Source organism: Silanimonas sp., assembly GCF_027531545.1.
Taxonomy (GTDB): Bacteria; Pseudomonadota; Gammaproteobacteria; order Xanthomonadales; family Xanthomonadaceae; genus Silanimonas.
This window is the reverse complement of sequence record NZ_JAPZSC010000016.1, coordinates 388,100-411,070: the sequence shown is the minus strand read 5'-3', so window position 1 is coordinate 411,070 and position 22,971 is coordinate 388,100. Positions and strand designations below refer to the sequence as shown.

Genomic DNA, 22,971 nt, shown 5'->3' with positions numbered 1-22,971 from the left:
CGATGACGTCTGTCGAACCCGGCTCCGCGGAGCCGCGCCGACCGCACGCCGCCGCCCTGCCCGTCCTCGAGGCCGACGCGATCCACCTCGGCCCGTGGCTAGCGGAAACGGCCGACGAAGACGCAGAAGCGCTGGCCCGTCTGCATGCCGACGCCACCGCCATGTGCTACTGGAGCACCGAGCCTTGGGTGCCGGGCGATCGTGCGCGGGCCGAGGCCTACCTCGACGCGATCGACGACGGTGCCAAAGAAGGCGACCTGCGGCAGTTCGCCGCGCGCCTGCCCGGATCCTCGGCGCTGGTGGGCTGGGTGACGCTGTACCGCATCGACCTGACGCACCGCCGCGCCGAGATCGGCTACCTCATCGACACCGCGCTCTGGGGTCGCGGTCTGGGGCGTCGGATGGTGGGCCTCGCGCTCGACCACGCCTTCGAGGCCATGGCACTGCACACGATCGAGGCCGACGTGGACCCGCGCAACGCGGCGTCCTGCCGGGTGCTCGAATCCCTCGGCTTCCAGCGGGAAGGGCTGCTGCGCCAACGCTGGCGCACGGGCGGGGAACTTCAGGATTCGGCGATCTACGGGCTCATCGCCGACGAGCGGTGACTCTGGGAGGCCTCAGGCCGTCGCCTCAGCCGGGGTTTCGAACCACGACAACATCGCCTCGGCGCCGTCGGCATCGGTGGGATGCACGTACTCGTTGCGCTTGTTGCAATAGCGGTAGTCCTTCGACCACTCGGCGGCGTTGAGCACGCAGGCGCGCACCGCGTCGACCAGCGCGCGGGCCTCGTCGTCCGTGGTGGTCGGGTGGATGGACAGGCGGATCCAGCCCGGCTTGTCCGAGAGGTCGCCGCTGTCGATCTTCTCGGTGATCGCCCTCGAACGGTTGGGGTCGACGTTCAGCAGGTAGTGACCGTAGGTGCCGGCGCACGAGCAGCCGCCGCGAACCTGCACGCCGAAGCGGTCGTTGAGCAGGCGCACGAGCAGGTTGTAGTGCAGGTCCTCGACATAGAACGAGAAGATGCCGAGGCGGTCCTCGAGGTGGTCGGCCAGCAGGTGCACGCCCGGGATCGCGCGAAGCCCCGGCATCAGGATGTCCCGCAACTCGTGCTCGCGCGCGAGGATGTTCGCGACGCCCATCTGCTCCTTGAGCCGGATGGCCATGGCGGCCTTGATGGTCTGCAGGAACGCCGGGGTGCCACCGTCCTCGCGGGCCTCGACGTCATCGACGAAGGCATGCTGCTGCCAGGGGTTCGTCCAGTTCACCGTGCCGCCACCGGGCTGGTCCGGCACGCGGTTGTGGTAGAGCGCGCTGTCGAAGATCAGCACGCCGGGCGTTCCCGGGCCGCCGAGGAACTTGTGCGGCGAGAAGAAGATCGCATCGAGCTTGCTCTCCGGGTCGGCCGGGTGCATGTCGATGTCGATGTAGGGGGCCGACGCCGCGAAATCGACGAAGCACAGGCCACCGTGGCGATGCATCACCTTCGCCAGCGCGTGGTACGGCGTCTGGATGCCCGTGACGTTCGAACAGGCTGTGAAGGCACCGATCTTCAGCGGCCGGTCGGCGTACTCACGCAGCAGGCGATCGAGCTGGTCGGGACAGACGAGGCCGCGCTCGTCGGCGGGCACCACTTCGACGTCGCAGATGGTCTCCACCCACGAGGTCTGGTTGCTGTGGTGCTCCATGTGGGTCACGAACACGATGGGGCGCCGCTCCGGCAGCGTGACGTAGGCCGCGAGCTGCTCGGGCACGCGCAGCCCGAGGATGCGCTGCCACTTGTTGATCATCGCGGTCATGCCGCTGCCCTGGGTGATGATCACGTCGGCCGGGCCGGCGTTGACGTGCTGCTTGATGATCGCCTGCGCCGCCTGGTAGGCGCGCGTCATCAGCGTTCCCGTCGTGTTGGATTCGCTGTGGGTGTTCGCCACGAAGGGCCCGAAGCGCTCGAGCAAGGCGCGCTCGATCGGTGCGTAGAGCCGCCCGCTCGCCGTCCAGTCCGCATAGCGGATGGCCTGCTCGCCGAACGGCGACCGGAACGTCTGGTCGATGCCGATGATCTGTTCGCGGAAGGGGGTGAAGCGGGATTCGAGCGACGTCGGCACGGTGGACCTCATGGGCGGCCGCGCGATGGCGCGGCTCAGCGGCCGGCCAATTTTCGCAGAGAAGCGTACTCGTGCACGAACCAGCCGCTGCCGACGTCACGCGCAAGGGACACCGCCGCCCCGGCCACGGCACTGGCTTCGATGGCGCGGAAGCGCGCCAGCGGCCCCAAGAGCAGCGGGTTGTAGAAGGGCGCCAGGCGCTGGGCCAGATGCTCGCCGGGCCGGCGTTCGCCACGCTCCCCCAGCAGCAGGCCGGGGCGCAGGATGTCGACGCGCGGGAAGTTCTGTTCGGCCAGGCCACGCTCGGCTTCGGCCTTGACCCGAAGGTAGAAGTTGCCCGATTTCGCGTCTGCGCCGACCGAGGACACGAGGATGGCGTGGCGCGCCCCGAGGGCCCGCGAGAGCGCCGCGAATTTCAGGACGAGGTCGCGATCGACGGCCACGAAGGCCGCCTGGTTGCCCGCCTTGCCCATCGTCGTGCCCAAGGCGCAGATCCAGATGTCCGCCTTCAGGCCGACGAGACTGCGGCGCAGACCGCTGTCGGTACGGCGCTCGGCCGTGCTGGAGTCGTAGACGACATTGCGGAGACGAGGCGACTGGGCCATCAAGGGCGTGCGCGTCGGCGCCACGACCTCGAAACGCTCGCCCGATGCCAACAAGCGCTTCAGGACCTGCCCGCCGACCAGCCCCGACGCCCCGGTGAGCAGCACCCGGCGGGTCTGCGCGTCGGTTTCCGGCAGCGGCAGACGAGCCTGCATGGGGACGTGGTGGGGGCGTGAAGGACGCCCGAGGCTATCACGGGCCCCAAGACGGAAATCCGATGGCCGCCACGGTTTTGCGCCGCGGAGGCGCAGGGATGACGAAACGGAATCATTTCCGCATAATAACCATTCGCATTTGCAACTCGTCCGGACCATGACCCGCCGCACCCCGCTTTCGCTGGCCCTCGCCCTTGCCCTCGCTCCCCTTCCCGGCCTCGCTGCGCCCGCCCCGGCCCCCGAACCGGCGAACGCCAAGCGCACCTTGGCGACAATCGAAGTGGTGGGCCGCCTGCCCGCCCCGGAAACGGCGGAGGGCAGCGCCACCACGCTCGACCAGAGCGTGCTGGTCTCGGCCCGCGCGCTCACCGTGAACGAGGCGCTGCGCAAGGTGCCCGGCGTGACCGTCCGCGACGAGGAAGGCTTCGGCCTGCGCCCGAACATCGGCATCCGCGGCAGCAACCCGACGCGCAGCACCAAGGTGCTGATCCTCGAGGACGGACTGCCGGCGATGTACGCGCCTTATGGCGACAACGCCAGCTACTACCACGCACCGATCCAGCGCTACGACCGCATCGAGGTCCTGAAGGGTGCGGGCCTGCTGCGCTTCGGCCCGCAGACGATCACCGGGGCGATCAACTACATCACCCCGGATCCGCCGGAGGACGCCTCGGGTCACGCGGAGATCTCGGTCGGCACGCGGGGCTACCGCGCGCTGCACGCCAGCGTGGGCGGCCAGGGGCTGCTGGTCGACCTCGGCCACAAGCAGGGCGACGGCGCGCGCGACAACACCGCGCTGGAACAGACCGACCTGTTCGCGAAGTACCAGTGGCAGGTCAATGAGCAGCACGCCCTCACCTTCCGGGCGAACACGCTCCGGGAAGCCTCCGAGGTCGGCTACTCCGGTCTCACGGAAGCGGAGTCCCGCAACTTCGGCGCCGAGTACTACCCGTTCGAGAACGACCTGTTCGACATCGAGCATGGCGCGCTCTCGGCCAGCCACGCCTGGACCCCGCGCGAGGGCCTGCAACTGCTGACCTCGGCCTACTACACCGAGTTCGTGCGCGACTGGTGGCGCCAGTCCAGCACGACCACCGACACGCAGTGCGGCACCGCGTTCCGCGACGCCCGCCTGCGCGGCGAGCGCGTGAACCCTGCGCTGTGCAACTCCGCGCAGGGCCGCCTTCGCCGCTACTACACCTGGGGCGTCGACACGCGCCTGACCTGGAACACCAGCCTGTTCGGGACGGCGGGCAGCAGCGAGGCCGGCCTGCGCTGGCACGAGGAGGACCAGGTCCGCTTCCAGGTGAACGGCACGGCGCCCGCCGCGCGCACCGGCACCCTGGTCGAAAACAACCTGCGCACCGCCGAAGCACTGGCCGCCTTCGCCACCACCACCTTCGACCTCGGCACCGTGCAACTGACCCCGAGCGTGCGTCGCGAGGACATCGCGTTCGCCCGCCAGAACCGCCTGCCCGGCGGCCTCGGTGGGGCGGAAGACATCGCCGAAACCACCTGGGGCTTGGGCGCGAACTGGATCGTCAGCGACGCCGTCGTGCTTTTCGCCTCGGCGCATGAAGGCTTCGCTCCGCCGCGCGTGGAAGACCTGATCGCCGGAAACGGCACCAGCGTCGCCGTGGGCGCAGAAGACAGCCTGAACCTTGAACTCGGCCTGCGCACGCGCTGGCAGGGCATCGACCTCGAAGCCACCGTGTTCCGTACCGACTTCGCCAACCAGGTCGTCGTCGGATCGATCGCCGGTGGCAGCACGCCGCTGGCGCAGGGCGAAACCGAGTACGCGGGCTTCGAGTTCGCGGCCGGCATGAATCGCGGCGCGCTGCAGCGCCGCAGCGGCGAGTTCTACGCCAACCTGGCCGTCACCTGGCTGCCCACGGCCGAACAGAGCACGGTGCTGCGCCGCGTCGACACCGGCGCTGCCGCCAACGGCAGCGTGGCCGGCAACCGCCTGCCCTACGCCCCGGACCTCACCACCACCTTCCGCGTCGGCTACGTGCGCGGCGCCTGGGACGGTTCGGTGGAAGTGCAGCAGGTGGGCCGGCAGTGGGCCGACTTCGCCAACACGCGCCACCCGGTCGTGAATGGCGATGGCCAGATCGGGCAGCTCGACGGCTACGCCACCTGGAGCGCCACGCTGAACTACGAGCCGACGGGCAGCGCCTGGAGCGGCTACCTCGCGGTGAAGAACCTGACCGACCGCGAGTACATCGTCGATCGCACGCGCGGCATCCTCTTCGGCAATCCCCGCCAGATCGTCGCCGGCCTCCGCTACGGCTGGTAAGGCCCGGCGTATGCTCGGGGCTCCCCCTGCAGGAGCCCCGCCATGCGTCCGCCATCCGCCCGCCGCCGCGAACTGCTCGCCGCGCTGCTCGTCGGTGTCCCCGCCCTCGTGGCGGCGCCATCGCTGCTCGCGCAGTCCGGTCTTGAACGCGCCCTGCAACGCATTGGCGGTTCGCGCGGCAGCGCGGGGGCCCTGACGTCCTCGGACGCTGCCGGCGGCATCAAGGAAGCACTCGCGCAGGGCGTCGACCGCTCGGTGCGGCAGCTGGGCCGGCCGGACGGGTTCTTCCGCGACCAGGCGGTCAAGATCCTCGTGCCGGATCGGCTGCGACAGGTCGCCGACCTCGCGCGCAAGGCTGGCCAGGGCGCGCGCGTCGATGCCTTCGAAGAATCGATGAACCGCGCGGCCGAAAAGGCCGTGCCCGCAGCCGCCGGCATCCTCGCCGATGCGGTGCGCGCGATGACCATGCAGGACGCCATCGGCATCGTTCGTGGTGGCGGCACCTCGGCCACCGACTACTTCAAGCGCAGCAGCGGCGAAGCCCTGTTCGCCTCATTCCGCCCGATCGTCGCGCGACAGACCGCCAGCGTCGGCGTCACCGAGAAGTACAAGGCCCTCAGCGAACGCGCCGGTGGCGGCTCCCTGGGCGCGCTGCTCGGCGGCAGCGGTCGCGACGGCCGCTCGGCGCTGGACCTCGACGACTACGTGACGAACCGGTCCATCGATGGCCTGTTCCACGTCATCGGCGGGCAGGAACAGGCGATCCGTTCGAATCCGGCCTCGCGCAATACCGACCTGCTGCGGCGGGTTTTCGGCTGAGTCGCGCCGCTCAGCCGATGCGAGCGGATTCGCGCCACTCGACGCTCCCGAGGATCACCAGCACCGTCGCTTCGATCATGACGTAGGCGAGGGCGAGGATCGTCACGGTGTCGCGAAACGTCCCCACGAGCAGCAGGGACGCGAGCGCATAGGCGAGGTTCGCGGCGGCGAGGCGCCGCAGTTGGAGGGCCGGCGGCCACTGCCGCCACAGTGCAACGGCACCGAGCACGGCGAGACCCATCGCCACGCCGCCCAACACCCACCAAGCGATGGACGGCACGCCGCTCTGGACGACGCCGCTCGCCAGCAACGCCAGCGTGATCACGGCGGTGAGCACCGCGCCCGCCGCATCGATCGCGAGCAGCCGCCGCAGGCGCGACGACGGCTCGCGCTCACTCACTCGACGACCACCGGGATGCCGAGGCTCTTGGCGATGCGGCCCTTCCACTCGGCGGGGCCGCTGGTGTGCACGGATTCACCGCGCGAATCGACGGCCACGGTCACCGGCATGTCCTTCACCTCGAACTCGTAGATCGCTTCCATGCCGAGGTCGGCGAAGCCCACGACCTTGGCCGCCTTGATCGCCTTCGAGACGAGATACGCCGCACCACCGACCGCCATCAGGTAGGCGCTCTGGTGCTTCTTGATCGCTTCGATGGCCACCGGGCCACGCTCCGCTTTGCCCACCATCCCGAAGAGCCCGGTGGCTTCGAGCACCTGGCCGGTGAACTTGTCCATGCGCGTGGCGGTGGTGGGGCCGGCGGGGCCGACGACTTCATCGCGCACCGGATCGACCGGGCCGACGTAGTAGATGAACTTGCCGCGCAGGTCGACCGGCAGCGCCTCGCCTTTGTTGAGCATGTCGACCATGCGCTTGTGCGCGGCGTCGCGGCCGGTCAGCAGCTTGCCGTTGAGCAGCAGCACGTCGCCGGGCGTCCAGCTCGCGATCTCTTCCTTGGTGATCGCATCGAGGTTGACGCGCTTGCCCTTCGAGGCGTCGTAGGTGAGCTCCGGCCAGTCCTCGAGCGAGGGCGGCTCCAGCATCACCGGGCCGCTGCCATCCAGCGTGAAGTGCGCATGCCGCGTGGCCGCGCAGTTCGGAATCATCGCCACCGGCAGGTTGGCGGCGTGGGTCGGGTAATCCTTGATCTTGACGTCGAGCACGGTGGTCAGGCCGCCAAGGCCCTGCGCGCCGATGCCGAGCTGGTTCACCTTCTCGTAGAGCTCGATGCGCAGCTCTTCCGCGCGATTGCTCGGGCCGCGCGCGATCAGTTCCTGGATGTCGATTTCCTCCATCAAGGATTCTTTCGCCAGCAGCATGGCCTTCTCGGCGGTACCGCCGATGCCGATGCCGAGCATGCCCGGCGGGCACCAGCCGGCACCCATCGTCGGCACGGTCTTCAGCACCCAATCGACGATCGAATCCGACGGGTTGAGCATCGCGAATTTCGACTTCGCCTCCGAACCACCGCCCTTCGCGGCGACGATCACGTCGACCTTGTCGCCGGGCACGACCTTCATGTTCACCACGCCCGGCGTGTTGTCCTTGGTGTTGATGCGCTTGCCCGCCGGGTCGGCCAAGACGGAAGCGCGCAGCTTGTTGTCCGGGTGGTGGTAGGCGCGGCGCACGCCCTCGTGGCACATGTCCTCGACGCTCATCGTGGCGTCCCAGCGCACGTCCATGCCGATCTCGAGGAACACGGTGACGATGCCGGTGTCCTGGCAGATCGGACGGTGGCCTTCGGCGCACATGCGCGAGTTGATGAGGATCTGCGCCATCGCGTCCTTGGCCGCGGGGCTTTCCTCTTTCTCGTACGCGGCCGCCAAAGCCTTGATGTAGTCGACCGGGTGGTAGTAGCTGATGTACTGCAAAGCGTCGGCGACGGACTGGATGAAGTCCTCTTGCTTGATGACGGTCATGGCATGGCGGCGCGGCGCCGCGGGCTGGGGACAGACCGCCAGTTTAAGTCAGCCGGGGAAGCGCACCCAGAGCTCGGCTTCGGCCACGGAACTGAAGACCCGCACGTCCAGCCCCTGCTCCTGCGCGTCGAGCTGGGTGGCCTCGTAGGCACCGACGCGGTCCACGGAGCGCGCGACGTACGCCCAACGGCGCCCGGCGAAGACATCCATCCCAAGCTGGCGGATGAAGGCCGCACGCTGCTCGCCAGTGAGCGGATCGTCGTCCATCAGGTCGATGGCCAGCACCTTGCCGAGGCCCCGCTCGGCGGCGAGCCCCTGCACGGCACGCCAGCAGCCCGCCATATGGGCGGGGGTGTGCCGACGACCACGGAACTCCACCACGAGTACATCGACGTCGATGCGCCAACGCAGATCCGCGGGCTCGAGGCCCGCGATGGCCTGCATCGGCGCGACGCCAGTCACGCAAGCCACTCCGTCAGGGCTTCGCGCTCGCAAAGCAGCTTGAAGCTCGGGCGTGCGCGCATGCGATCGATGAAGCCGCGCAGGGCGGGCCACTCGGTGGCCGGCTTCGGCATGTTGCGCGACCAGCGGCACAGCATGGCCAGGAAGAAATCGGGCGCGGAAACCCGCTCGCCCAGCAGGTAGGGGCCGTTGGCGGCGAGATGGGCGTCCACGCGGTCGAAGAAGGCCCCGATGCGCTGACCCGCCGCGGCTTTCGCAGCGTCGCTGGCCGCTTCGCCCGCCGGCTCGTGCGGGTAGAACCAGGTCCGGAAAGGCGGTTGCAGGCCGTTCGCCATCAACAGCAGCCATTGGTAGGCGGCGTTGCGCGCGGCGGTACCGGGGGGCGGCAGCAGGCCGGCGTCGGGGTAGCGATCGGCCAGCATCAGCACCAGCGCGCCTGACTCGTTGAACGGCTCGCCATCCAGTACCAACGTTGGCACCACTCCGGCCGGATTCAGCTTCAGATACTCCGGCGAACGCTGCTCGCCCGCCGCGAGGTCGACGCGACGCAGTTCGGGTGGGCGTCCGATGTCCAGCAGCATCCAGTGCACGCAAAGGCTGGCGCTGCCGGGCGCGAAGTAGAGCAGGTCCATGGCGATCTCCGAAGGCGTGGGGGCAGTGTGCGCCCGCGAGGGTGAAAAAAACCCCGGGACGGGCCCGGGGTTCTTCGGCAGCTTCCGTGCAGATGGCTCAGGCCACCTGCACCTCATCGGCCTGCATGCCCTTCTGGCCGGCGACGACCTTGAAGCTCACGCGCTGGCCTTCCTTGAGGGTCTTGAAGCCGTTACCCATGATGGAACGGAAGTGGACAAACACGTCCTGGCCGTTCTCCGGCGTGATGAAGCCGAAGCCCTTGGCATCGTTGAACCACTTCACGGTCCCGAACTGACGATCCGACATTGCTATGCGTCCTCGAACATTGGCTGGTTGGGAACGGCGCAGGCATCGCGCCAAGACTGCTTGCCCGGGGAATCGTTGCGTCGATGCAGCGGATCGGTCGGATCAGCACACCCGGCCACGGTTCACTGTGACCCAAGCGCAGCAGCGGCCCTACAGTAACCCGCGCCTGAACGAAAAGTAAGGCCCCGTGAAGCCGTGATCCAGTTCGCGAAAACAGGGGTCCGGGGCTGAATCCCGGGCATCGGCTGCTGCGTTGCAGCAGGAAAATGCGCGAATCCGCCCACTCCGTGGCGATTTCGAGCCGTCGCCCGAGTCCGCCCCCCCGCGCCAGCGGGGGATGACCCCGATCAACGTCGCCGCGGTGCCGGATGCGACAATGGCGGCCTTCCGATCCCGCGGCCCGGCATGACCTCGCCCTTCATCTCCGAAACCATCCTCGACGTCCGCCACTGGACCGACGCCTACTTCAGCTTCACCTGCACGCGCGACGACGGCTTCCGCTTCGAGAACGGCCAGTTCGTGATGATCGGCCTCGAGGTCGCCGGCAAGCCGCTGATGCGCGCCTACTCGATCGCCAGCCCCAACTGGGACGAGCACCTGGAGTTCTTCTCCATCAAGGTGCAGAACGGCCCGCTCACGTCCCGCCTGCAGCACATCAAGCCCGGCGACACCCTGCTGCTGTCGCGCAAACCCACCGGCACCCTGCTGATCAGCGACGTGCATCCGGGCGGCAACCTCTACCTGCTGGCCACCGGCACCGGCCTCGCGCCCTTCCTGTCGGTGATCCGCGACCCGGCCACCTACGAGCGCTTCGACAAGGTCATCGTCACCCACGGCGTGCGCAACGCCGACGACCTGGCCTACCGCGACTACATCGAGCGCGAACTGCCGCAACACGAATACCTCGGCGAGCAGATCCGCGAGAAGCTGCTGTACTACCCCGCCGTCAGCCGCGAACCGTTCAAGCACCACGGCCGCATCACCGACCTGATGGCCAACGGCACCATGCAGCGCGACCTCGGCCTGCCCGAGATCAACCCCGCGACCGACCGCGCGATGATCTGCGGCAGCCCGCAGATGCTCGCCGACTTCCGGAAGCTGCTCGACGAGCGCGGCCTCGTGGCCTCGCCGAAGATCGGCCAGCTGGGCCACTACGTCTTCGAACGCGCCTTCGTCGAGAAATGACCTCCTGATGCCTCCGTCGTCCCCCCGCGACACCTTCACCTTTCCGTTGGCCGCCGCGCTGTGGGCGGTCGCGGGGTCCCTCGCCGCGAGCCTGGTCAACGCCGGCATCACCTTCGGACGCTACATGGGCGACAGCGCGATGCCCGACGTGCTGCGCGACCTGCTCCCGGGCCTCGTCGGCCAGAGCCTGCTCGGCGCGGCGCTGATGGCCGTCCTCGTCTTCGTTATCGCGACGCGTCGGCAGCTACGGGCGCCTGACCGCGTTGGCCACGCGCATGGCGCGGCAGCGGCCACCGGTCTGCTGGCGGCCTTCGGCGCCTGGGCCGCGGTGAGCCTCGTCTCCGCCCTGGCCTACAGCTTTATCCCCGCCCTGCAGTCACCGATCGGCTTCGCCGTGGTCGGCGTCGCCATGTCCTTGCTGCACGTCGCTGTCGCCGCGCTCGGCGCCTCCGTGGGCACCGCAGTGTTGCTGAAGCCGGGCACGGCTCCCATGCCGGCCAAGCCTTCGCGCCAAGCCTGGGCTGGCGCCGCGATCTTCGGCACCCTCCTCGCGTTCGGCATTGACCTAGTGAGCGGCGCGTTACCGGGCCTGCTGCACGACACACTCGGTTCCAGCGTGTTCGCGACCGCCCAATGGTCGCCGCTGTTGGCGCTGCTGGTCGGCGCCAACGTCGCCCTGGGCTACGCGTGGCGACGACTTCGGACGGATGCGGCACTGGCCTGGTCGGGGGATGCCTGGGCCGCGCTGGCCGCCCTGCCGATCACCCTCGCCTTGGGTGCTGGAGTCGGTGTGCTCGCGGTGGCGATCGCCTACCTGATGGGCGACAGCGGCCTGCCCGTCCTGATGGTCGCCGGCGTGGTGACCCTGGTCGTCGCCAGCATCGCCTTCGGCGGCCTCGGCGCCCTGGCCGGCATGGTCCGCATGCGCTTGGCCGAGCGCCAGGGCTGACTCCCCGAGACCACGACGCGGCGGCGACGGCATGGGCCTCAATGTGGGGCTCACTCCATTAATCCCGCCGAGCCGTGCCCCGATGCGTTCCGCCCTGCTGCTCCTCTCCGCGCTCGCCGTGGCGCTGACGCCCACCGCATCCCGCGCGGAAGAACCCGCCTACACGGTGGTCGATTCGCTCGGTGCCAGCGTCGAAGTGCGCGAGTACGCGCCAATGCTGGTCGCCGAAGTGGTGGTCGCCACCGAGGACTTCGGCCGCGCCGGCAGCCTCGGCTTCCAGCCCTTGGCCGACTACATCTTCGGCAACAACACGCGGCGCGAGCGCATCGGCATGACCGCACCGGTCACGCAGGAACGCGAAGGCGAACGCATCGGCATGACGGCACCGGTCACGCAGTCGGGTTCGGCGCAGGGCTGGGTGGTGGGCTTCGTGATGCCCGCCCGCTACACGGCCGAGAACCTGCCGCTGCCGCGCGATCCACGCATCCGCATCGTCGGCGTGCCTTCGCGGAACGTCGCCGCCATCCGCTTCAGCGGGCGCTGGAGCACGATCCGCTACGCCGAGAACCTGCGCCTGCTCGAACGCGAACTCGCGAAAACGGACTGGATCGCCGCCGCCGAGCCCCAGTCCGCGCAGTACGACGCGCCCTGGGTTCCGGGCCCGATGCGCCGCAACGAGATCCTGCTGCCGGTGCGGCGCCGCGAGTGAACCGCGTGGCGGTCCTCAGCCCAGCGCTTTCTCGATGTCCTTGCGCAGGCTCTCGGGCTTGTCGGTCGGGGCGAAGCGCTTCAGCACCTGGCCGTCGCGGCCAACGAGGAACTTGGTGAAGTTCCACTTGATGCCCTCGGTGCCGAGGAAGCCCGATTTCTCGCTCTTCAGCCAGTTGAACAACGGGTGCGCCTTCGGGCCGTTGACGTCCACCTTCTTGAACATCGGGAAGCTCACGTCGTACGTGAGCGAACAGAAGTTCTTGATCTCCGCCTCGTCGCCCGGCTCCTGGTGGCCGAACTGGTCGCAGGGGAAGCCCAGCACCACGAGGCCCTTGTCGCCGTAGTCCTTCCACAGCTGTTCGAGGCCGGTGTACTGCGGGGTGAAGCCGCACTTGCTCGCGGTGTTCACCACCAGCACGGCCTTGCCCTTGAACTCGTCGAGCGAGCGTTCCTTGCCGTCGATGTCGATGGCCTTGAAGTCGAAAGCGTTGGTCATGGGCCTGTGCTCCGGAATCGGGAAGCGAAGCCTAGCCTGCCCCACCCCAGTGGCGCGAGAAGGCGGCCATCCGCCCCGCCTTTTCCGCGCCGGCGCCGAAAAGTAAACGGCCCGGGGTCACCGGGCCGTCTCAGTTGCCACGATCTCGCCGCTCGCGCGGCGCGGGATCAGAAGCTCGCCTTGAACTCCACGCCCCACGTACGCGGCTCGTTGATGAAGCCGGTGCGGTTGTTGAAGTCGATGCCTCCGACGGCCTCGATCTCGTTGAGGATGTTGCGACCGAACGCCGCGACTTCGTACTGGCCGAGGCCCCAGCTGTAGCCCACGCGCACGCCGCCGGTGAGCAGCGGGGCGCCGGTGAACACCGTCGACTCGTACAGGAAGAAGTTCACTTCGCTGCGGTAGGCCCAGTCGGTGTAGACGTAGAGCTCCGAGTCGTCCGACAGCGGGATGCCGTAGCGGGCGGTCAGGTTGGTCGTCCACTCCGGGGCCTGCGGCAGCGGGTTGCCGTCGATGCGGGCCAGCGTGACGCCGCCCACCACGACCGTCGGGTCGGTGACGAGGCAGCCCAGCGGGTTGCCGCAGATCGCCGTCGTCAGGTTCGCGTCCTTGATCTCGGTGCGGTTGTAGCCGGTACCGAAGGTGACGAGCAGCTGGTCGGTCAGGTAGGCCTCGAGGTCGGCTTCGAAGCCGCGCAGCGACGACTCGTCGGCGTTGAGCAGGCTGTTGAAGTTCGCCGTGCCACCCACGGCCGTGAGCTGCTGGTTGTCGACGGTCGCGTTGAACGCGGCGAGGTTCAGGCGCGCGCGGTTGTCGAACAGCGCGACCTTCATGCCGACTTCGTACGACAGCACTTCTTCCGAATCCGCGACGGTCACCAGCTGGTTGGCCGGCAGCGCCGCGTTGGCGAAGGCCAGGCGGCCCTGGATCGACGGCGCACGGAAGCCCTTGGCCACGCGGGCGTAGAGGTTCACGTCATCGGCCACCGTCCACGTGCCGGCGAGGTCCCAGCTCACGTTCTCGTCCGACGGGTTCACGGTGATCGGCGCGATCGCCGGCGCACCGAAGGCGCCGAACACGCGACGGGCGGTGAAGTCCTTCTCGTCCTCGGTGTAGCGCAGGCCGGCGCGCAGCACGAAGGTCTCGCTCACGGCCCAATCCACCGAGCCGAAGGCCGCCCACGCGGTGTTGTCCTGGCGCTGCGTGGCGAGGGCGTTGATCGTGCCGCCGCCCAGGGTGTCGTAGCTGATGCTCTCGATGTCGGCCTGGTCCTTGAACCAGTACAGGCCGGCCTGCCAGTCGATGGCGTTGTCGCCGTTCGAGGCGAGGCGCAGTTCCTGCGTGGCCTGCTTGACCTCGGCGGCATCACCCGACTCGGCCGGGAACGCAATCAGGCCGGGGCCGCCGCCGCTCGGCAGGAACACGGCGCCGAAGCCGCCGTCGATGTCGCCGCGCGAAGCGAGCTCGCCGTGGTTCAGGCTGGTGATCGAGAACAGCGTGGCCGAGCCGAGGTTCCAGCTCATGCGCAGGCTCGCGCCGTCGGTGTCCAGGTCCTGCTGGTTCAGCGCGTCGATCGCGACCTTCTCCGGGTCGAAGCCCGGCACCAGGCGGCCGTCGGCGCCGAGGATGTTGGCGCGGAACAGGCGGGCGGTGCCCTCGAGATCGCGCATCTGCACGCTGAGCAGGGCTTCGAAGTCCTCGCTGGCCTGCAGCAGGACCTGGCCGCGGAAGGCCATGTCCTCGTAGCCCTCGACGGCGTTGTTGCGGCGCGTGCCACCGAAGGTGTTGTCCACCCAGTCGCCGCGGCGCTGGTACAGCGCCGAAGCGCGGCCGGCCAGCGTGTCGGTGAGGCCGCCGCCGATGGCGGCTTCGGCGTTCATCGTGTCGTACTCACCGTACGAGAGACGGCCGTAGCCCGAGGTCTCGAAGTCCGGGCGCACCGAGTCGAACTTCACGAGGCCGGCCGGCGTGTTGCGGCCGAACAGCGTGCCCTGCGGGCCGCGCAGCACTTCGATGCGGTCGACGTCGAACACCGGGAAGCCCTTCAGCGTGACGTTCTCGAGGACGACGTCGTCGTACACCAGCGACACCGGCTGCGAGGCGTTGAGGTCGAAATCGGTGTTGCCGAGGCCGCGCAGGTAGAAGCGCGGGAACACGCGGCCGAACGAGGACTCGACGTTGAGGCTGGGCGAACGCGCCGCCAGGAAGCGGATGTCATCGCCACCGGAGCGGATCGCGTCCAGCTTCTCGCCGTCGACCGCGCTGACCGCGATGGGCACCTGCTGGGCGTTCTCGGCGCGACGGGTGGCGGTCACCGTGATGGTGTCCAGCGTCGTGGCGTCGGTCGTGGCGTCCGCGGGGGCGGCATCCTGCGCCGACGCAAGGGCCGGCAGGGTCAGGGCGATGGCGAGGGCCAGCGCGTGGCGGTTCAAACGGGTGGGCTGAGTGCGGCGCATCTCGGTTCCTTGGAGACGAAAGGGAGTGGGATTCGGGGCCATCCTGGCCGGGAAACGCAAAACCCCGCGCGGAGCGCGGGGTAACGGAAGTTTAACCGGATGGTACTGGAGCCGCGGCTCGAAAGCCGCGGCCCCGCGGGGCTCAGTGCTGGTGGCCGCCGGCGCCGTGCACGTGGCCGTGCAGCACTTCCTCGACCGAGGCTTCGCGGACTTCGACGATCTCGATGTCGAAGTGCAGCGGCATGCCGGCGAGGGGGTGGTTGGCGTCGATGGTGACGGTGTCGGCATCGACCGACTTCACGACCACGGTGATCGGGCCCATCGGGCCGTTGGCCTCGAACTGCATGCCCGGCTGGACTTCGACGTCCTGCGGGAACGCGGCGCGCGGCACGGCCTGCATCATTTCGGGGTTGCTCTCGCCGTAGCCTTCGGCGGCGGGGACGACGACCTGGAAGGTGTCGCCGGCGACGCGGCCGGCCATGGCCTTCTCGAGGCCCGGCACGATCTGGCCAACGCCGTGGAGGTACGGCAGCGGCTCACGGCCGCGGGAGCTGTCGATGACCTGGCCTTCGGGGCTGGTCAGCGTGTAGTGGAAGGAAGCGACGGTGCGCTCGGCGATCTGCATCGGGGATTCTCCTTCAAAAATGAAAAACCCCGGGCGCAAGCCCGGGGTTCGTCACGCAAACGCGTTGGTGCGGCTCAGAGCGCCTGGACGGCGTCGGCCTGCAGGCCCTTCGGGCCCTTCACGACGGTGAAGCTGACCTTCTGGCCTTCTTTCAGCGTCTTGAAGCCCGAGCCCTGGATCGAGCGGAAGTGGACGAAGAGGTCTTCGCCGCCTTCACGCGAGATGAAGCCGAAGCCCTTGGCGTCGTTGAACCACTTGACGGTGCCAGTCTGACGATCGGACATGAGTTGTCTCCTAAGAACAGATTCGATGTTTTGAGGTTTTCACCGGGTTTGGGACCGGCGGCTGTCTGCAGGGAGGCAACACAAGGGCGATGTAGCGGATCATCGATCTACCGCATCGGGACACAATTCACCGTGACCCGGCAAGCTCAGCGACGCCGACCTTAAACCTTTTCTTGACGAAAGCCAACTTTTTTGTCTTGGGTGGGAACTTCGCGGTTCAGGCGGGGTCCGACGCCCGCTAGACTGGAGCCTCGATGCCCGTCGCCTGCCCGCCCCTGCTGCGCTTCGCCATGCACGCCTTTCTGGCGCTGGCCGTGCTGCTGCAGGCCAGTCTGGCCGTCGCGATGCATGCCTCACCCGTGATGGGGGCGACGGGCGACACGCCAGCCCCCTTGGCGACCGAAACCGCAGCGACGCTGCCGCCCTGCCATGCGCTGGCGGCCGCGGTGGTGGATGCCGACCCGGCCACGGCGGCGGATTGCTGTGGTGATTCGGCGCTCGGTGAATCCTGCCGCTGGTCCTGCGCGCAGGCCCTCGGCTTCACTCCGCGGCTCGTGCTCACGACCGAGCACGTGCTGGCAGAACGCCCCGGTGCCACACCGCTCCTGCCCGCGCTCCGCTGGAGCGCGCAGTCCCCGCTCCGCCCGCCGATCTCCTGAACCCCGTCGCCGCCCCGTCGCGCCCGTTGCGCGACGGATATGCACCGCAGGCGCCACCGCCTGCCGCACGGAGTTCCCATGCCACGCATTCTTTCCCTGGGCCTGATGGCCCTCGCCGGCGTCGCCCTCGCGTCGCCCACCCTCGCCCGCCCGATTTCCTACGCCGGCGGCCACATGTTGATGGTCGAGCACGAGCCGGACGTCGACCGCTTCAGCTACACCTATTCGCCAAGCCACCGCTGGTCGGTGTCGGCGGGCGGCGTCCGCGCCGACGGCCTCCAGCGCACGGACGAGCTCGAACTCGGCTACGTCCGCACCTCGCGACTGCTGCATCGCTGGAACCTGCCTGCCGCACAGGCCAACGCCTTCGTCTGGGGCGGGGTCGGCCAAGGCCGCACCGCGCTCGGCGACGGCCTGGCGCGTCACGTCGGCCTGCAGCTCGACTACGAGACCCGGCGGATCTACACCTCGCTCGTCAGCGAGCTGCACGAAGGCGATGGCTGGTCGCACCGCTTCGACACCGCGGCGATCGGCTGGGCGCCCTACGAGCACGACATCGACCGGGTCGCGACCTGGGTGGTGCTGAAGGGCATGCGCACGACGAACGCCATCGACGACGACATCAAGCCCGTCGCGGTGCTGCGCTTCTTCACCACCCGCTGGTGGCTGGAAGTGGGCGCCGATGCCGACGGACAGCCCCTCGCCAACGTGATGATCAACCTTTGATTCCCAGGAGCCACCCCATGAACCGTTCGTTCCTTGCCTTCGCCACCGCCGCCCTCGTCCTGGGCGCCACCTTCGCCACCTCGACGCTGGAGGCCCGTAGCCTGCGCATCGAGGTCAACGGCCTCGTGTGCGCGTTCTGCGCCGACGGCATCACCCGTGCGTTCAAGAAGGACGCCGCCACCGCCGAGGTGTTCGTCAGCCTCGAGAACAAGCTGGTCGCCGTGGGCCTGAAGGACGGGCAGGACATCGCCGATGCCACGGCGACGAAGCTGCTCACCGACGCCGGCTACACCGTGGTCGGCATCCAGCGCACGGACGCCACGGTCGCCGCCATCAAGGCCGAGGTCACCGGTGAATGAGTTGAAGCAGGGCCTGTGGGGCGCCTTCGGCGCCCTGCTGGCCAGCTCGGGCACGCTGGTCTGCTGCGTGCTGCCGGCGGTGATGGTCAGCGTCGGTGCGGGGGCCACCCTCGCCGGGCTCGTCACCGCCGTGCCGCAGCTGATCTGGCTCTCGGAGCGCAAAGGCCTGGTGTTCGGCGTGGCGGCGTTCGCGCTCGCCATCGCCGGCACGCTGCTCTGGCGGGCACGCTCGGCGCCCTGCCCGGCCGATCCGGCGCTGGCCCGTGCCTGCACGCGGCTGCGCCGCTGGTCGAACGGGCTCTACGTGTTCTCGGTGCTCGCCACGATCACCGGCGCGGTGTTCGCTTTCGTGCTGCCCGCGCTGACTTGAGCCCAACGGCGGCCCTCGGGCCGCCATCTCACCACTCGGTGCGGTTCGGCAGCAGGCCGCGCAGCTCGGCGTCGGTGAGGTTGCGCCACTGGCCCGGCTTCAGGTGGCCCATCTGGATGTTGACGATGCGGCTGCGGAACAGGCGCTTCACGCGGTAGCCGAAGTGCGTGCACATCAGGCGGATCTGCCGGTTGAGGCCCTGCGTCAGCACGATGCGGAAACCGACCGGCCCGATCTTCGACACCTTGCACGGCAGCGTGGTCTGGCCGTGCATGGCGATGCCGCCGCGGGCCATGCCGCGCAGGAATTCCATGGTGACGTCCTTGTTGACGCCGACCAGGTATTCCTTCTCCTTGCTGTTCTCGGCGCGCAGGATCTCGTTGACGATGTCGCCGTTGCTGGTCAGCAGGATCAGGCCTTCGCTGTCCTTGTCGAGACGGCCGATCGGGAAGATGCGCTGCTCGTGGCCGATGGCCTCGACGATGTTGCCGGCGACGTCGGCCTCGGTGGTGCAGGTGACGCCGACAGGCTTGTGGTACGCGATGTAGACGTGGCGGCGTTTGTTCGCGGCACCGGCGGCGCGCTGCGCGACGTTCTGGCCATCGACGGCGACCTTGTCGCCCTCGCCCAGTTCGGCGCCGACGCGGGCGCGGATGCCGTTGATGGTGACGCGGCCTTCGCCGATGAGGCGGTCGGCTTCGCGGCGCGAGCAGTAGCCCGCCTCGGAGAGGTACTTGTTCAGGCGCATCGCTGCGTGCCGAAAGGGAAAGGGCGCGCAGGATACCCCCGCCCCGCCCCGGGCACCTGAACCCGACCCCTCACTTCAGGCCTACGCGCGGCGCGGGGATTTCGGCGATCCTCGGCGGCTCGCCAACCCACGGGACCCCGCATGAGCCTGCTGCGTCGCCTCGCCCTGCCCCGCGCCACCCGCGCGACCATCGTCCTGCTCGCCCTCGCGGCCGCGGCCGCCAGCACCGCCGCCTCCGCGGCGGGCCGGCCGATCACCCACGAAGACCTCTGGGGCTTCGCACGCCTGTCGCCGCCGGCGCTGTCGCATGACGGGCGCTTCGCCGCCGTGGTCGCCACCCGGCCGGCCTACGACCCGACCCAGCAGAGCGCCGACCTCTGGCTGCTGCCCACCGACGGCAAGGGCGAGCCGCGCCAGCTCACCTTCAGCAAGGCCGCGGAAGCCGGCCCGGTGTTCAGCCCGGACGGCTCGCAGATCGCCTACACCGTGCAACGCGAAGGCGACACCGCGCCGCAGGTCTACGTGATCGACCTGCGCCAGGGCGGCGAGCCGCGCCGCGTCACGTCGATTTCGACCGGTGCGCGCACGCCGCAGTTCTCGCCGGACGGCTCGAAGCTTCTGTTCGTCAGCACGGTGTTCCCTGGCACGATGAACGACGCCGACAACGTGCGCATCGCCGCCGAGCGCAAGGCGCGCAAGGACAACGTGCGCGTGTACACCGGCTTCCCGATCCGCAACTGGGACCGCTGGCTGGACGACCGCCAGCAGCGCCTGTTCGTCGTACCCGCCGCTGGCGGCGAGGCCAAGGACCTGCTCGCCGCCTCCGCGTTGGTGAAGCAGCCCGGCTTCGGCGGCCGTTTCACCGAGACCGGTGAGGAGATCGACGCCACCTGGACGCCGGACGGCCAGGCCGTGGTGTTCGCGGCCACGGTGAACCGCCACCGCGCCGCCTTCGCCAACACCCACACCGACCTCTACCGCGTGCCGGCCACCGGCGGCGACCCGGAACGGCTCACGGGCAGCGGCGCGATCGGGGCGCAGGACAGCTTCGGCCGCCCGCAGTTCAGCGCCGACGGCCGCCACCTCGTGGCGCAATTCACGCCGCGCGGCGAGAAGGTCTACCAGCCCACGCACCTCGCCACGTTCTCGTGGCCGGCAGCCAAGGCGGGCCCGACCATCACCGTGCCCGGCGACCTCGCGGTGTCGAGCTTCGGCATCGACGCCGACAGCCGCACCCTGTGGATGACGGCCGAGGAAGCGGGCCACGAGAAGCTCTTCAGCGCGCGCATCGGCGACACCGAAGCCCGCCGTGCGTTCGAGATGGACCGCGGTGTGTACACCGGCCTGCAGGTGGCCGATGCCGCCCGCGGCGTGCTCGTCGCCAACTTCGACAGCGCAGTGAACCCGCCTGAGGTGGTGCGGATCAACCCGCGCGGCGGCCATCGCGCCCTGTCGGCCTTCAACAGCGCGCAGGCCGCCACGCTCGACCTCGCGCCCGCCGAGACCTTCTGGTTCGACAGCGAGCGCGGCGCACGCATCCACAACCAGCTGGTGAAGCCGGCCGGCTTCGACCCCGCGAAGAAGTACCCGCTGTTCGTGCTGATCCACGGCGGCCCGCACATCATGTGGCGCGACAGCTTCTTCACCCGCTGGAACTACCACCTGATCGCCGGCACCGAGCGCGTGGTGCTGCTGACGAACTACACCGGCTCGACCGGCTTCGGCACGGCCTTCGCGCAGGGCATCCAGGGCGACCCGTTCGAAGGCCCGGCCAACGAGATCAACCAGGCCGCCGACGTCGCCATCGAACGCTTCGGCTTCATCGATGGCCAGCGCCAGTGCGCGGGCGGTGCCAGCTACGGCGGCCACCTCGCCAACTGGCTGCAGGGCACGACCACGCACTATCGCTGCCTCGTGAGCCACGCCGGCCTCGTGAACTCGGAGGCCCAGTGGGGCACCTCCGACGTGATCTTCGGCCGCGAACAGAACGCCGGTGGCCCGGTGTGGGAGCGCGGCGGCGTGTGGGTGTCGCAGAACCCGATGCTGAAGGCCGCCAGCTTCCAGACGCCGGTGCTGGTGACGATCGGCGAACAGGACTTCCGCGTGCCGCTCAACAACACGCTGGAGTACTGGTCGCTGCTGCAGCGCCGCGGCATCGAGAGCCGCCTGCTGGTGTTCCCGGACGAGAACCACTGGATCCTGAAGGGCGAGAACAGCCGCACCTTCTACCGCGAGTTGGACCAGTGGCTGGACCGCTGGGAGTCCGCCCCGGCGAACTAAGCCCACCGGCTCACGCAAGACGAGAAAGGCCCGGCGATGCCGGGCCTTTCGCTTTCCGCTTTCCGCCTCGTCAGGGCGTGGGTGACGGCGGTGACGCCGCCGGCTTTGCGAAGGTCTCGCCGAAGAAGTTGCCCGGATGCCACGACGGCCGCGCGTCGTCATTGGCGACGTCGGTGATCACCCGTGCGTTGAGCCGCGCCAGCATGGCCAGCGACGGCCAATCGATGGCCTGCGAGAGGTCGTCGCCGGGCTGGTGGTAGCGCTCCTTGCGGAAGGCCTCGACGCGCGCCGCCTGGTCCTGCGTCGGGTCGGTCGAGCGCATGCCCTCGTCGATGTACAGCGCCGGGATCCCCGCGCGCACGAAGGCGTACTGGTCGCTGCGGACGAAGATCACTTCCTCCGGCTTCGAGTCGGGCGTGACCGCCACGCCCTCGGCTGCCGCGGCGCGCTCCACCACCGCGCCCAAGGTCGAGTTCTCTGCGCCGAAGGCCGTGACGTCCGCCAGCGGCGCCTGCGCCACCGGCATGTCGATGTTGATGTTGGCGACGATGGCCTCGCGCGGCACGGTCGGGTGCTGCACGAAATAGTCGGCGCCCTGCAGGCCCGATTCCTCGGCCGTGACGGCGAGGAAGATCACGCTGCGGCGCGGCTTCACCGGCGACGACGCCAGCAATCGCGCGGCCTCGAGCATCACGGCGATGCCCGACGCGTTGTCGAAGGCGCCGTTGTAGATGGCATCACCACCAATTGGCGCGCCCTTGCCCACGTGGTCGAGGTGCGCCGAGATCACGACGTATTCGTTCTTCAACGCCGGATCGGTGCCCTCAAGCACGCCCACCACGTTCGCGCTCTGGCGCTGGCGGATCATCGAGTGGCGTTCCTGCTCGACGGTGAGCGGCAGCTCGAAAGCCTGCGGCGTGCCGGCTTCGGCCGCCGCGTAGGCCTCGTCGAGGGTCTTGGGCGCACCGGCGAAAAGCGCGGCAGCGGCCTGCGGGCTGATCGAGGCACGAATGGCGAGCTGCGGCCACGCGCCGTTCGGCACGCCCTGCTCGTCGGCCCAGGCCATGCGCGAGCGCCAGCTCTGCTGTACGAGGCGCTCCCATGGCGTGCGCTGCTGGTCGTCGCGGGTCTGGATCTGCAGGATGCCGACCGCGCCACGGTCGACCAGGGTCTGCGTCTTCGTGAGCCCGGCCGAATAATGGGCGCGCACTTCTGGCGGGAACGTCGAGGGCGCGCCGCCGAAAACGAGGACCACCTTGCCCTTCACGTCGATGCCGGCGAGGTCGTCGTGGCCGTGGTCCGGGGCCGACACGCCGAAGCCGGCAAAGACCACCGGGGCTTCGGCGAGCACCTTCGCCTGGTCGAGGCTGGCAACCGGCAGGAAGTCCTTGCCCGGCGCCATGGTGACGGCGGGACCCGACGAAGGGCGGAGGACCAGCCGCGACGGCGGCAGCAGCGACAGCGATTCGACCAGCGCGACGGGCTGGAGCCAGGCGTCTTCAGCGACACCGGGGCGCAGGCCGATCTGTGCGAATTCGCTGGCCACGTAGCCCGCGGCGATGTCGTAACCGCGCGTGCCGGAGAGCCGCCCTTCCAGCAAGTCGTCAGCGAGGAACTCGACATGGGCGCGGATGGCCGGTGCCGAGGCCGCCGCCAGCGTGTCGGCGCCGGCAGGCGCCGCGCCCTCGTCATTCGGCGCGCAGGCCGCGAGAACGACCGCCGCCGATAGGGCAGCGGCCAGCGACGACAAGGAAGGAAAACGGCTCGAGGACATCGGCACTCCAGGGCAGGCTCGGGGACGCCCGAGCCTACCGGAACGCGGGT

24 protein-coding genes are annotated in these 22,971 nt (G+C 69.2%); 11 read left to right on the top strand and 13 right to left on the bottom strand.

The genetic code is table 11. The features are described from left to right. The first annotated feature begins 2 nt into the window (after positions 1 to 2). Positions 3 to 605, top strand: a complete 603-nt coding sequence (locus O9280_RS10940) for a GNAT family protein (protein WP_298342323.1) — start codon at positions 3 to 5, stop codon at positions 603 to 605. Positions 606 to 617: 12 nt separating this feature from the next. Here the strand turns inward: O9280_RS10940 and O9280_RS10935 are convergent, their stop codons facing one another. Both O9280_RS10935 and O9280_RS10930 read right to left on the bottom strand, forming a co-directional pair. After that, positions 618 to 2,102 (bottom strand): aminotransferase class V-fold PLP-dependent enzyme, encoded by a 1,485-nt coding sequence (locus O9280_RS10935; RefSeq protein ID WP_298342321.1) that lies wholly within the window; start codon positions 2,100 to 2,102, stop codon positions 618 to 620. A 35-nt stretch (positions 2,103 to 2,137) separates the two neighbouring features. Beyond that, entirely contained in the window at positions 2,138 to 2,860 is a 723-nt protein-coding gene (locus O9280_RS10930; RefSeq protein WP_298342318.1) for an NAD(P)H-binding protein, read from the bottom strand. A gap of 157 nt (positions 2,861 to 3,017) precedes the next feature. On the opposite strand from O9280_RS10930, the gene O9280_RS10925 reads away from it, so the two are divergent. Together O9280_RS10925 and O9280_RS10920 are read left to right on the top strand one after the other, a co-directional pair. Further along, a complete protein-coding gene (locus tag O9280_RS10925) occupies positions 3,018 to 5,159 on the top strand; it encodes a TonB-dependent receptor (protein WP_298342316.1) in 2,142 nt (713 codons plus the stop codon). A gap of 42 nt (positions 5,160 to 5,201) precedes the next feature. After that, positions 5,202 to 5,978: a DUF4197 domain-containing protein gene (locus O9280_RS10920; protein ID WP_298342313.1), complete on the top strand. Its 777-nt coding sequence runs from the start codon at positions 5,202 to 5,204 to the stop codon at positions 5,976 to 5,978. 10 nt (positions 5,979 to 5,988) lie between these two features. Here O9280_RS10920 and O9280_RS10915 read toward each other — a convergent pair whose 3' ends face one another. The 5 genes from O9280_RS10915 to O9280_RS10895 form a co-directional block, all read right to left on the bottom strand. Continuing rightward, positions 5,989 to 6,378 (bottom strand): hypothetical protein, encoded by a 390-nt coding sequence (locus O9280_RS10915; RefSeq protein WP_298342310.1) that lies wholly within the window; start codon positions 6,376 to 6,378, stop codon positions 5,989 to 5,991. Further along, positions 6,375 to 7,898 (bottom strand): fumarate hydratase, encoded by a 1,524-nt coding sequence (locus tag O9280_RS10910; RefSeq protein ID WP_298342307.1) that lies wholly within the window; start codon positions 7,896 to 7,898, stop codon positions 6,375 to 6,377. Before O9280_RS10910 ends, O9280_RS10915 begins: the two co-directional genes overlap by 4 nt. A 48-nt stretch (positions 7,899 to 7,946) precedes the next feature. Then, positions 7,947 to 8,360, bottom strand: a complete 414-nt coding sequence (locus O9280_RS10905) for a hypothetical protein (protein WP_298342304.1) — start codon at positions 8,358 to 8,360, stop codon at positions 7,947 to 7,949. Further along, the gene (locus O9280_RS10900; RefSeq protein ID WP_298342301.1) at positions 8,357 to 8,992 is read right to left on the bottom strand and encodes a glutathione S-transferase family protein; all 636 of its coding nucleotides are present in this window, start codon (positions 8,990 to 8,992) and stop codon (positions 8,357 to 8,359) included. The genes O9280_RS10905 and O9280_RS10900 overlap by 4 nt, the downstream gene beginning before the upstream one ends. Before the next feature lie 97 nt (positions 8,993 to 9,089). After that, positions 9,090 to 9,299, bottom strand: coding sequence for a cold-shock protein (locus O9280_RS10895; protein WP_297865901.1), 210 nt, complete (start codon positions 9,297 to 9,299; stop codon positions 9,090 to 9,092). Between the two features lie 405 nt (positions 9,300 to 9,704). On the opposite strand from O9280_RS10895, the gene O9280_RS10890 reads away from it, so the two are divergent. From O9280_RS10890 to O9280_RS10880, 3 genes are all read left to right on the top strand, one after another. Beyond that, complete coding sequence (locus O9280_RS10890; RefSeq protein ID WP_298342298.1) at positions 9,705 to 10,484, top strand: ferredoxin--NADP reductase; 780 nt, start codon at positions 9,705 to 9,707, stop codon at positions 10,482 to 10,484. A 7-nt stretch (positions 10,485 to 10,491) separates the two neighbouring features. Continuing rightward, the gene (locus tag O9280_RS10885; RefSeq protein WP_298342294.1) at positions 10,492 to 11,433 is read left to right on the top strand and encodes a hypothetical protein; all 942 of its coding nucleotides are present in this window, start codon (positions 10,492 to 10,494) and stop codon (positions 11,431 to 11,433) included. Positions 11,434 to 11,515: 82 nt separating this feature from the next. Further along, the gene (locus tag O9280_RS10880; RefSeq protein WP_298342291.1) at positions 11,516 to 12,142 is read left to right on the top strand and encodes a heme-binding protein; all 627 of its coding nucleotides are present in this window, start codon (positions 11,516 to 11,518) and stop codon (positions 12,140 to 12,142) included. 15 nt (positions 12,143 to 12,157) lie between these two features. Here the strand turns inward: O9280_RS10880 and O9280_RS10875 are convergent, their stop codons facing one another. From O9280_RS10875 to O9280_RS10860, 4 genes are all read right to left on the bottom strand, one after another. Next, on the bottom strand, positions 12,158 to 12,640 hold the full coding sequence (locus O9280_RS10875) for a glutathione peroxidase (protein ID WP_298342288.1): 483 nt from the start codon (positions 12,638 to 12,640) through the stop codon (positions 12,158 to 12,160). Between the two features lie 167 nt (positions 12,641 to 12,807). Further along, the gene (locus O9280_RS10870; RefSeq protein WP_298342285.1) at positions 12,808 to 15,096 is read right to left on the bottom strand and encodes a TonB-dependent receptor; all 2,289 of its coding nucleotides are present in this window, start codon (positions 15,094 to 15,096) and stop codon (positions 12,808 to 12,810) included. Positions 15,097 to 15,238: 142 nt separating this feature from the next. Next, positions 15,239 to 15,721, bottom strand: a complete 483-nt coding sequence (locus O9280_RS10865; protein WP_297876317.1) for a peptidylprolyl isomerase — start codon at positions 15,719 to 15,721, stop codon at positions 15,239 to 15,241. A 74-nt stretch (positions 15,722 to 15,795) separates the two neighbouring features. After that, a complete protein-coding gene (locus tag O9280_RS10860) occupies positions 15,796 to 16,005 on the bottom strand; it encodes a cold-shock protein (RefSeq protein WP_297865894.1) in 210 nt (69 codons plus the stop codon). 254 nt (positions 16,006 to 16,259) lie between these two features. Here O9280_RS10860 and O9280_RS10855 point away from each other — a divergent pair, with 254 nt between their 5' ends. The 4 genes from O9280_RS10855 to O9280_RS10840 all read left to right on the top strand — a co-directional run bounded on the left by O9280_RS10855 (position 16,260) and on the right by O9280_RS10840 (position 18,119). Next, a complete protein-coding gene (locus tag O9280_RS10855) occupies positions 16,260 to 16,664 on the top strand; it encodes a hypothetical protein (RefSeq protein ID WP_298342282.1) in 405 nt (134 codons plus the stop codon). A 78-nt stretch (positions 16,665 to 16,742) separates the two neighbouring features. Then, positions 16,743 to 17,390 (top strand): hypothetical protein, encoded by a 648-nt coding sequence (locus O9280_RS10850; protein ID WP_298342278.1) that lies wholly within the window; start codon positions 16,743 to 16,745, stop codon positions 17,388 to 17,390. A 17-nt stretch (positions 17,391 to 17,407) separates the two neighbouring features. Then, a complete protein-coding gene (locus O9280_RS10845) occupies positions 17,408 to 17,749 on the top strand; it encodes a heavy-metal-associated domain-containing protein (RefSeq protein WP_298342276.1) in 342 nt (113 codons plus the stop codon). Beyond that, a complete protein-coding gene (locus tag O9280_RS10840; RefSeq protein ID WP_298342273.1) occupies positions 17,742 to 18,119 on the top strand; it encodes a hypothetical protein in 378 nt (125 codons plus the stop codon). The genes O9280_RS10845 and O9280_RS10840 overlap by 8 nt, the downstream gene beginning before the upstream one ends. Before the next feature lie 28 nt (positions 18,120 to 18,147). Here the strand turns inward: O9280_RS10840 and O9280_RS10835 are convergent, their stop codons facing one another. Continuing rightward, positions 18,148 to 18,867 carry a pseudouridine synthase gene (locus O9280_RS10835; protein ID WP_298342271.1) on the bottom strand — a complete coding sequence of 240 codons (720 nt, stop codon included), beginning with the start codon at positions 18,865 to 18,867 and terminating at the stop codon, positions 18,148 to 18,150. Positions 18,868 to 19,008: 141 nt separating this feature from the next. Between O9280_RS10835 and O9280_RS10830 the strand changes: the two genes are divergently transcribed. Further along, positions 19,009 to 21,147, top strand: a complete 2,139-nt coding sequence (locus O9280_RS10830; RefSeq protein ID WP_298342268.1) for a S9 family peptidase — start codon at positions 19,009 to 19,011, stop codon at positions 21,145 to 21,147. 70 nt (positions 21,148 to 21,217) lie between these two features. Here O9280_RS10830 and O9280_RS10825 read toward each other — a convergent pair whose 3' ends face one another. Continuing rightward, positions 21,218 to 22,921 (bottom strand): M28 family metallopeptidase, encoded by a 1,704-nt coding sequence (locus O9280_RS10825; RefSeq protein ID WP_298342264.1) that lies wholly within the window; start codon positions 22,919 to 22,921, stop codon positions 21,218 to 21,220. Positions 22,922 to 22,971 lie beyond the last annotated feature (50 nt).

What these genes read in the sequence shown, in the direction of transcription:
- O9280_RS10940 (WP_298342323.1), top strand. Translation starts at nt 3, where the DNA reads ATGACGTCTGTCGAACCCGGCTCCGCGGAGCCGCGCCGACCGCACGCC.
- O9280_RS10930 (WP_298342318.1), bottom strand. Translation starts at nt 2,860, where the DNA reads ATGCAGGCTCGTCTGCCGCTGCCGGAAACCGACGCGCAGACCCGCCGG.
- O9280_RS10925 (WP_298342316.1), top strand. Translation starts at nt 3,018, where the DNA reads ATGACCCGCCGCACCCCGCTTTCGCTGGCCCTCGCCCTTGCCCTCGCT.
- O9280_RS10920 (WP_298342313.1), top strand. Translation starts at nt 5,202, where the DNA reads ATGCGTCCGCCATCCGCCCGCCGCCGCGAACTGCTCGCCGCGCTGCTC.
- O9280_RS10910 (WP_298342307.1), bottom strand. Translation starts at nt 7,898, where the DNA reads ATGACCGTCATCAAGCAAGAGGACTTCATCCAGTCCGTCGCCGACGCT.
- O9280_RS10900 (WP_298342301.1), bottom strand. Translation starts at nt 8,992, where the DNA reads ATGGACCTGCTCTACTTCGCGCCCGGCAGCGCCAGCCTTTGCGTGCAC.
- O9280_RS10895 (WP_297865901.1), bottom strand. Translation starts at nt 9,299, where the DNA reads ATGTCGGATCGTCAGTTCGGGACCGTGAAGTGGTTCAACGATGCCAAG.
- O9280_RS10890 (WP_298342298.1), top strand. Translation starts at nt 9,705, where the DNA reads ATGACCTCGCCCTTCATCTCCGAAACCATCCTCGACGTCCGCCACTGG.
- O9280_RS10885 (WP_298342294.1), top strand. Translation starts at nt 10,492, where the DNA reads ATGCCTCCGTCGTCCCCCCGCGACACCTTCACCTTTCCGTTGGCCGCC.
- O9280_RS10880 (WP_298342291.1), top strand. Translation starts at nt 11,516, where the DNA reads ATGCGTTCCGCCCTGCTGCTCCTCTCCGCGCTCGCCGTGGCGCTGACG.
- O9280_RS10875 (WP_298342288.1), bottom strand. Translation starts at nt 12,640, where the DNA reads ATGACCAACGCTTTCGACTTCAAGGCCATCGACATCGACGGCAAGGAA.
- O9280_RS10870 (WP_298342285.1), bottom strand. Translation starts at nt 15,096, where the DNA reads ATGCGCCGCACTCAGCCCACCCGTTTGAACCGCCACGCGCTGGCCCTC.
- O9280_RS10865 (WP_297876317.1), bottom strand. Translation starts at nt 15,721, where the DNA reads ATGCAGATCGCCGAGCGCACCGTCGCTTCCTTCCACTACACGCTGACC.
- O9280_RS10860 (WP_297865894.1), bottom strand. Translation starts at nt 16,005, where the DNA reads ATGTCCGATCGTCAGACTGGCACCGTCAAGTGGTTCAACGACGCCAAG.
- O9280_RS10855 (WP_298342282.1), top strand. Translation starts at nt 16,260, where the DNA reads ATGCCCGTCGCCTGCCCGCCCCTGCTGCGCTTCGCCATGCACGCCTTT.
- O9280_RS10850 (WP_298342278.1), top strand. Translation starts at nt 16,743, where the DNA reads ATGCCACGCATTCTTTCCCTGGGCCTGATGGCCCTCGCCGGCGTCGCC.
- O9280_RS10845 (WP_298342276.1), top strand. Translation starts at nt 17,408, where the DNA reads ATGAACCGTTCGTTCCTTGCCTTCGCCACCGCCGCCCTCGTCCTGGGC.
- O9280_RS10835 (WP_298342271.1), bottom strand. Translation starts at nt 18,867, where the DNA reads ATGCGCCTGAACAAGTACCTCTCCGAGGCGGGCTACTGCTCGCGCCGC.
- O9280_RS10830 (WP_298342268.1), top strand. Translation starts at nt 19,009, where the DNA reads ATGAGCCTGCTGCGTCGCCTCGCCCTGCCCCGCGCCACCCGCGCGACC.
- O9280_RS10825 (WP_298342264.1), bottom strand. Translation starts at nt 22,921, where the DNA reads ATGTCCTCGAGCCGTTTTCCTTCCTTGTCGTCGCTGGCCGCTGCCCTA.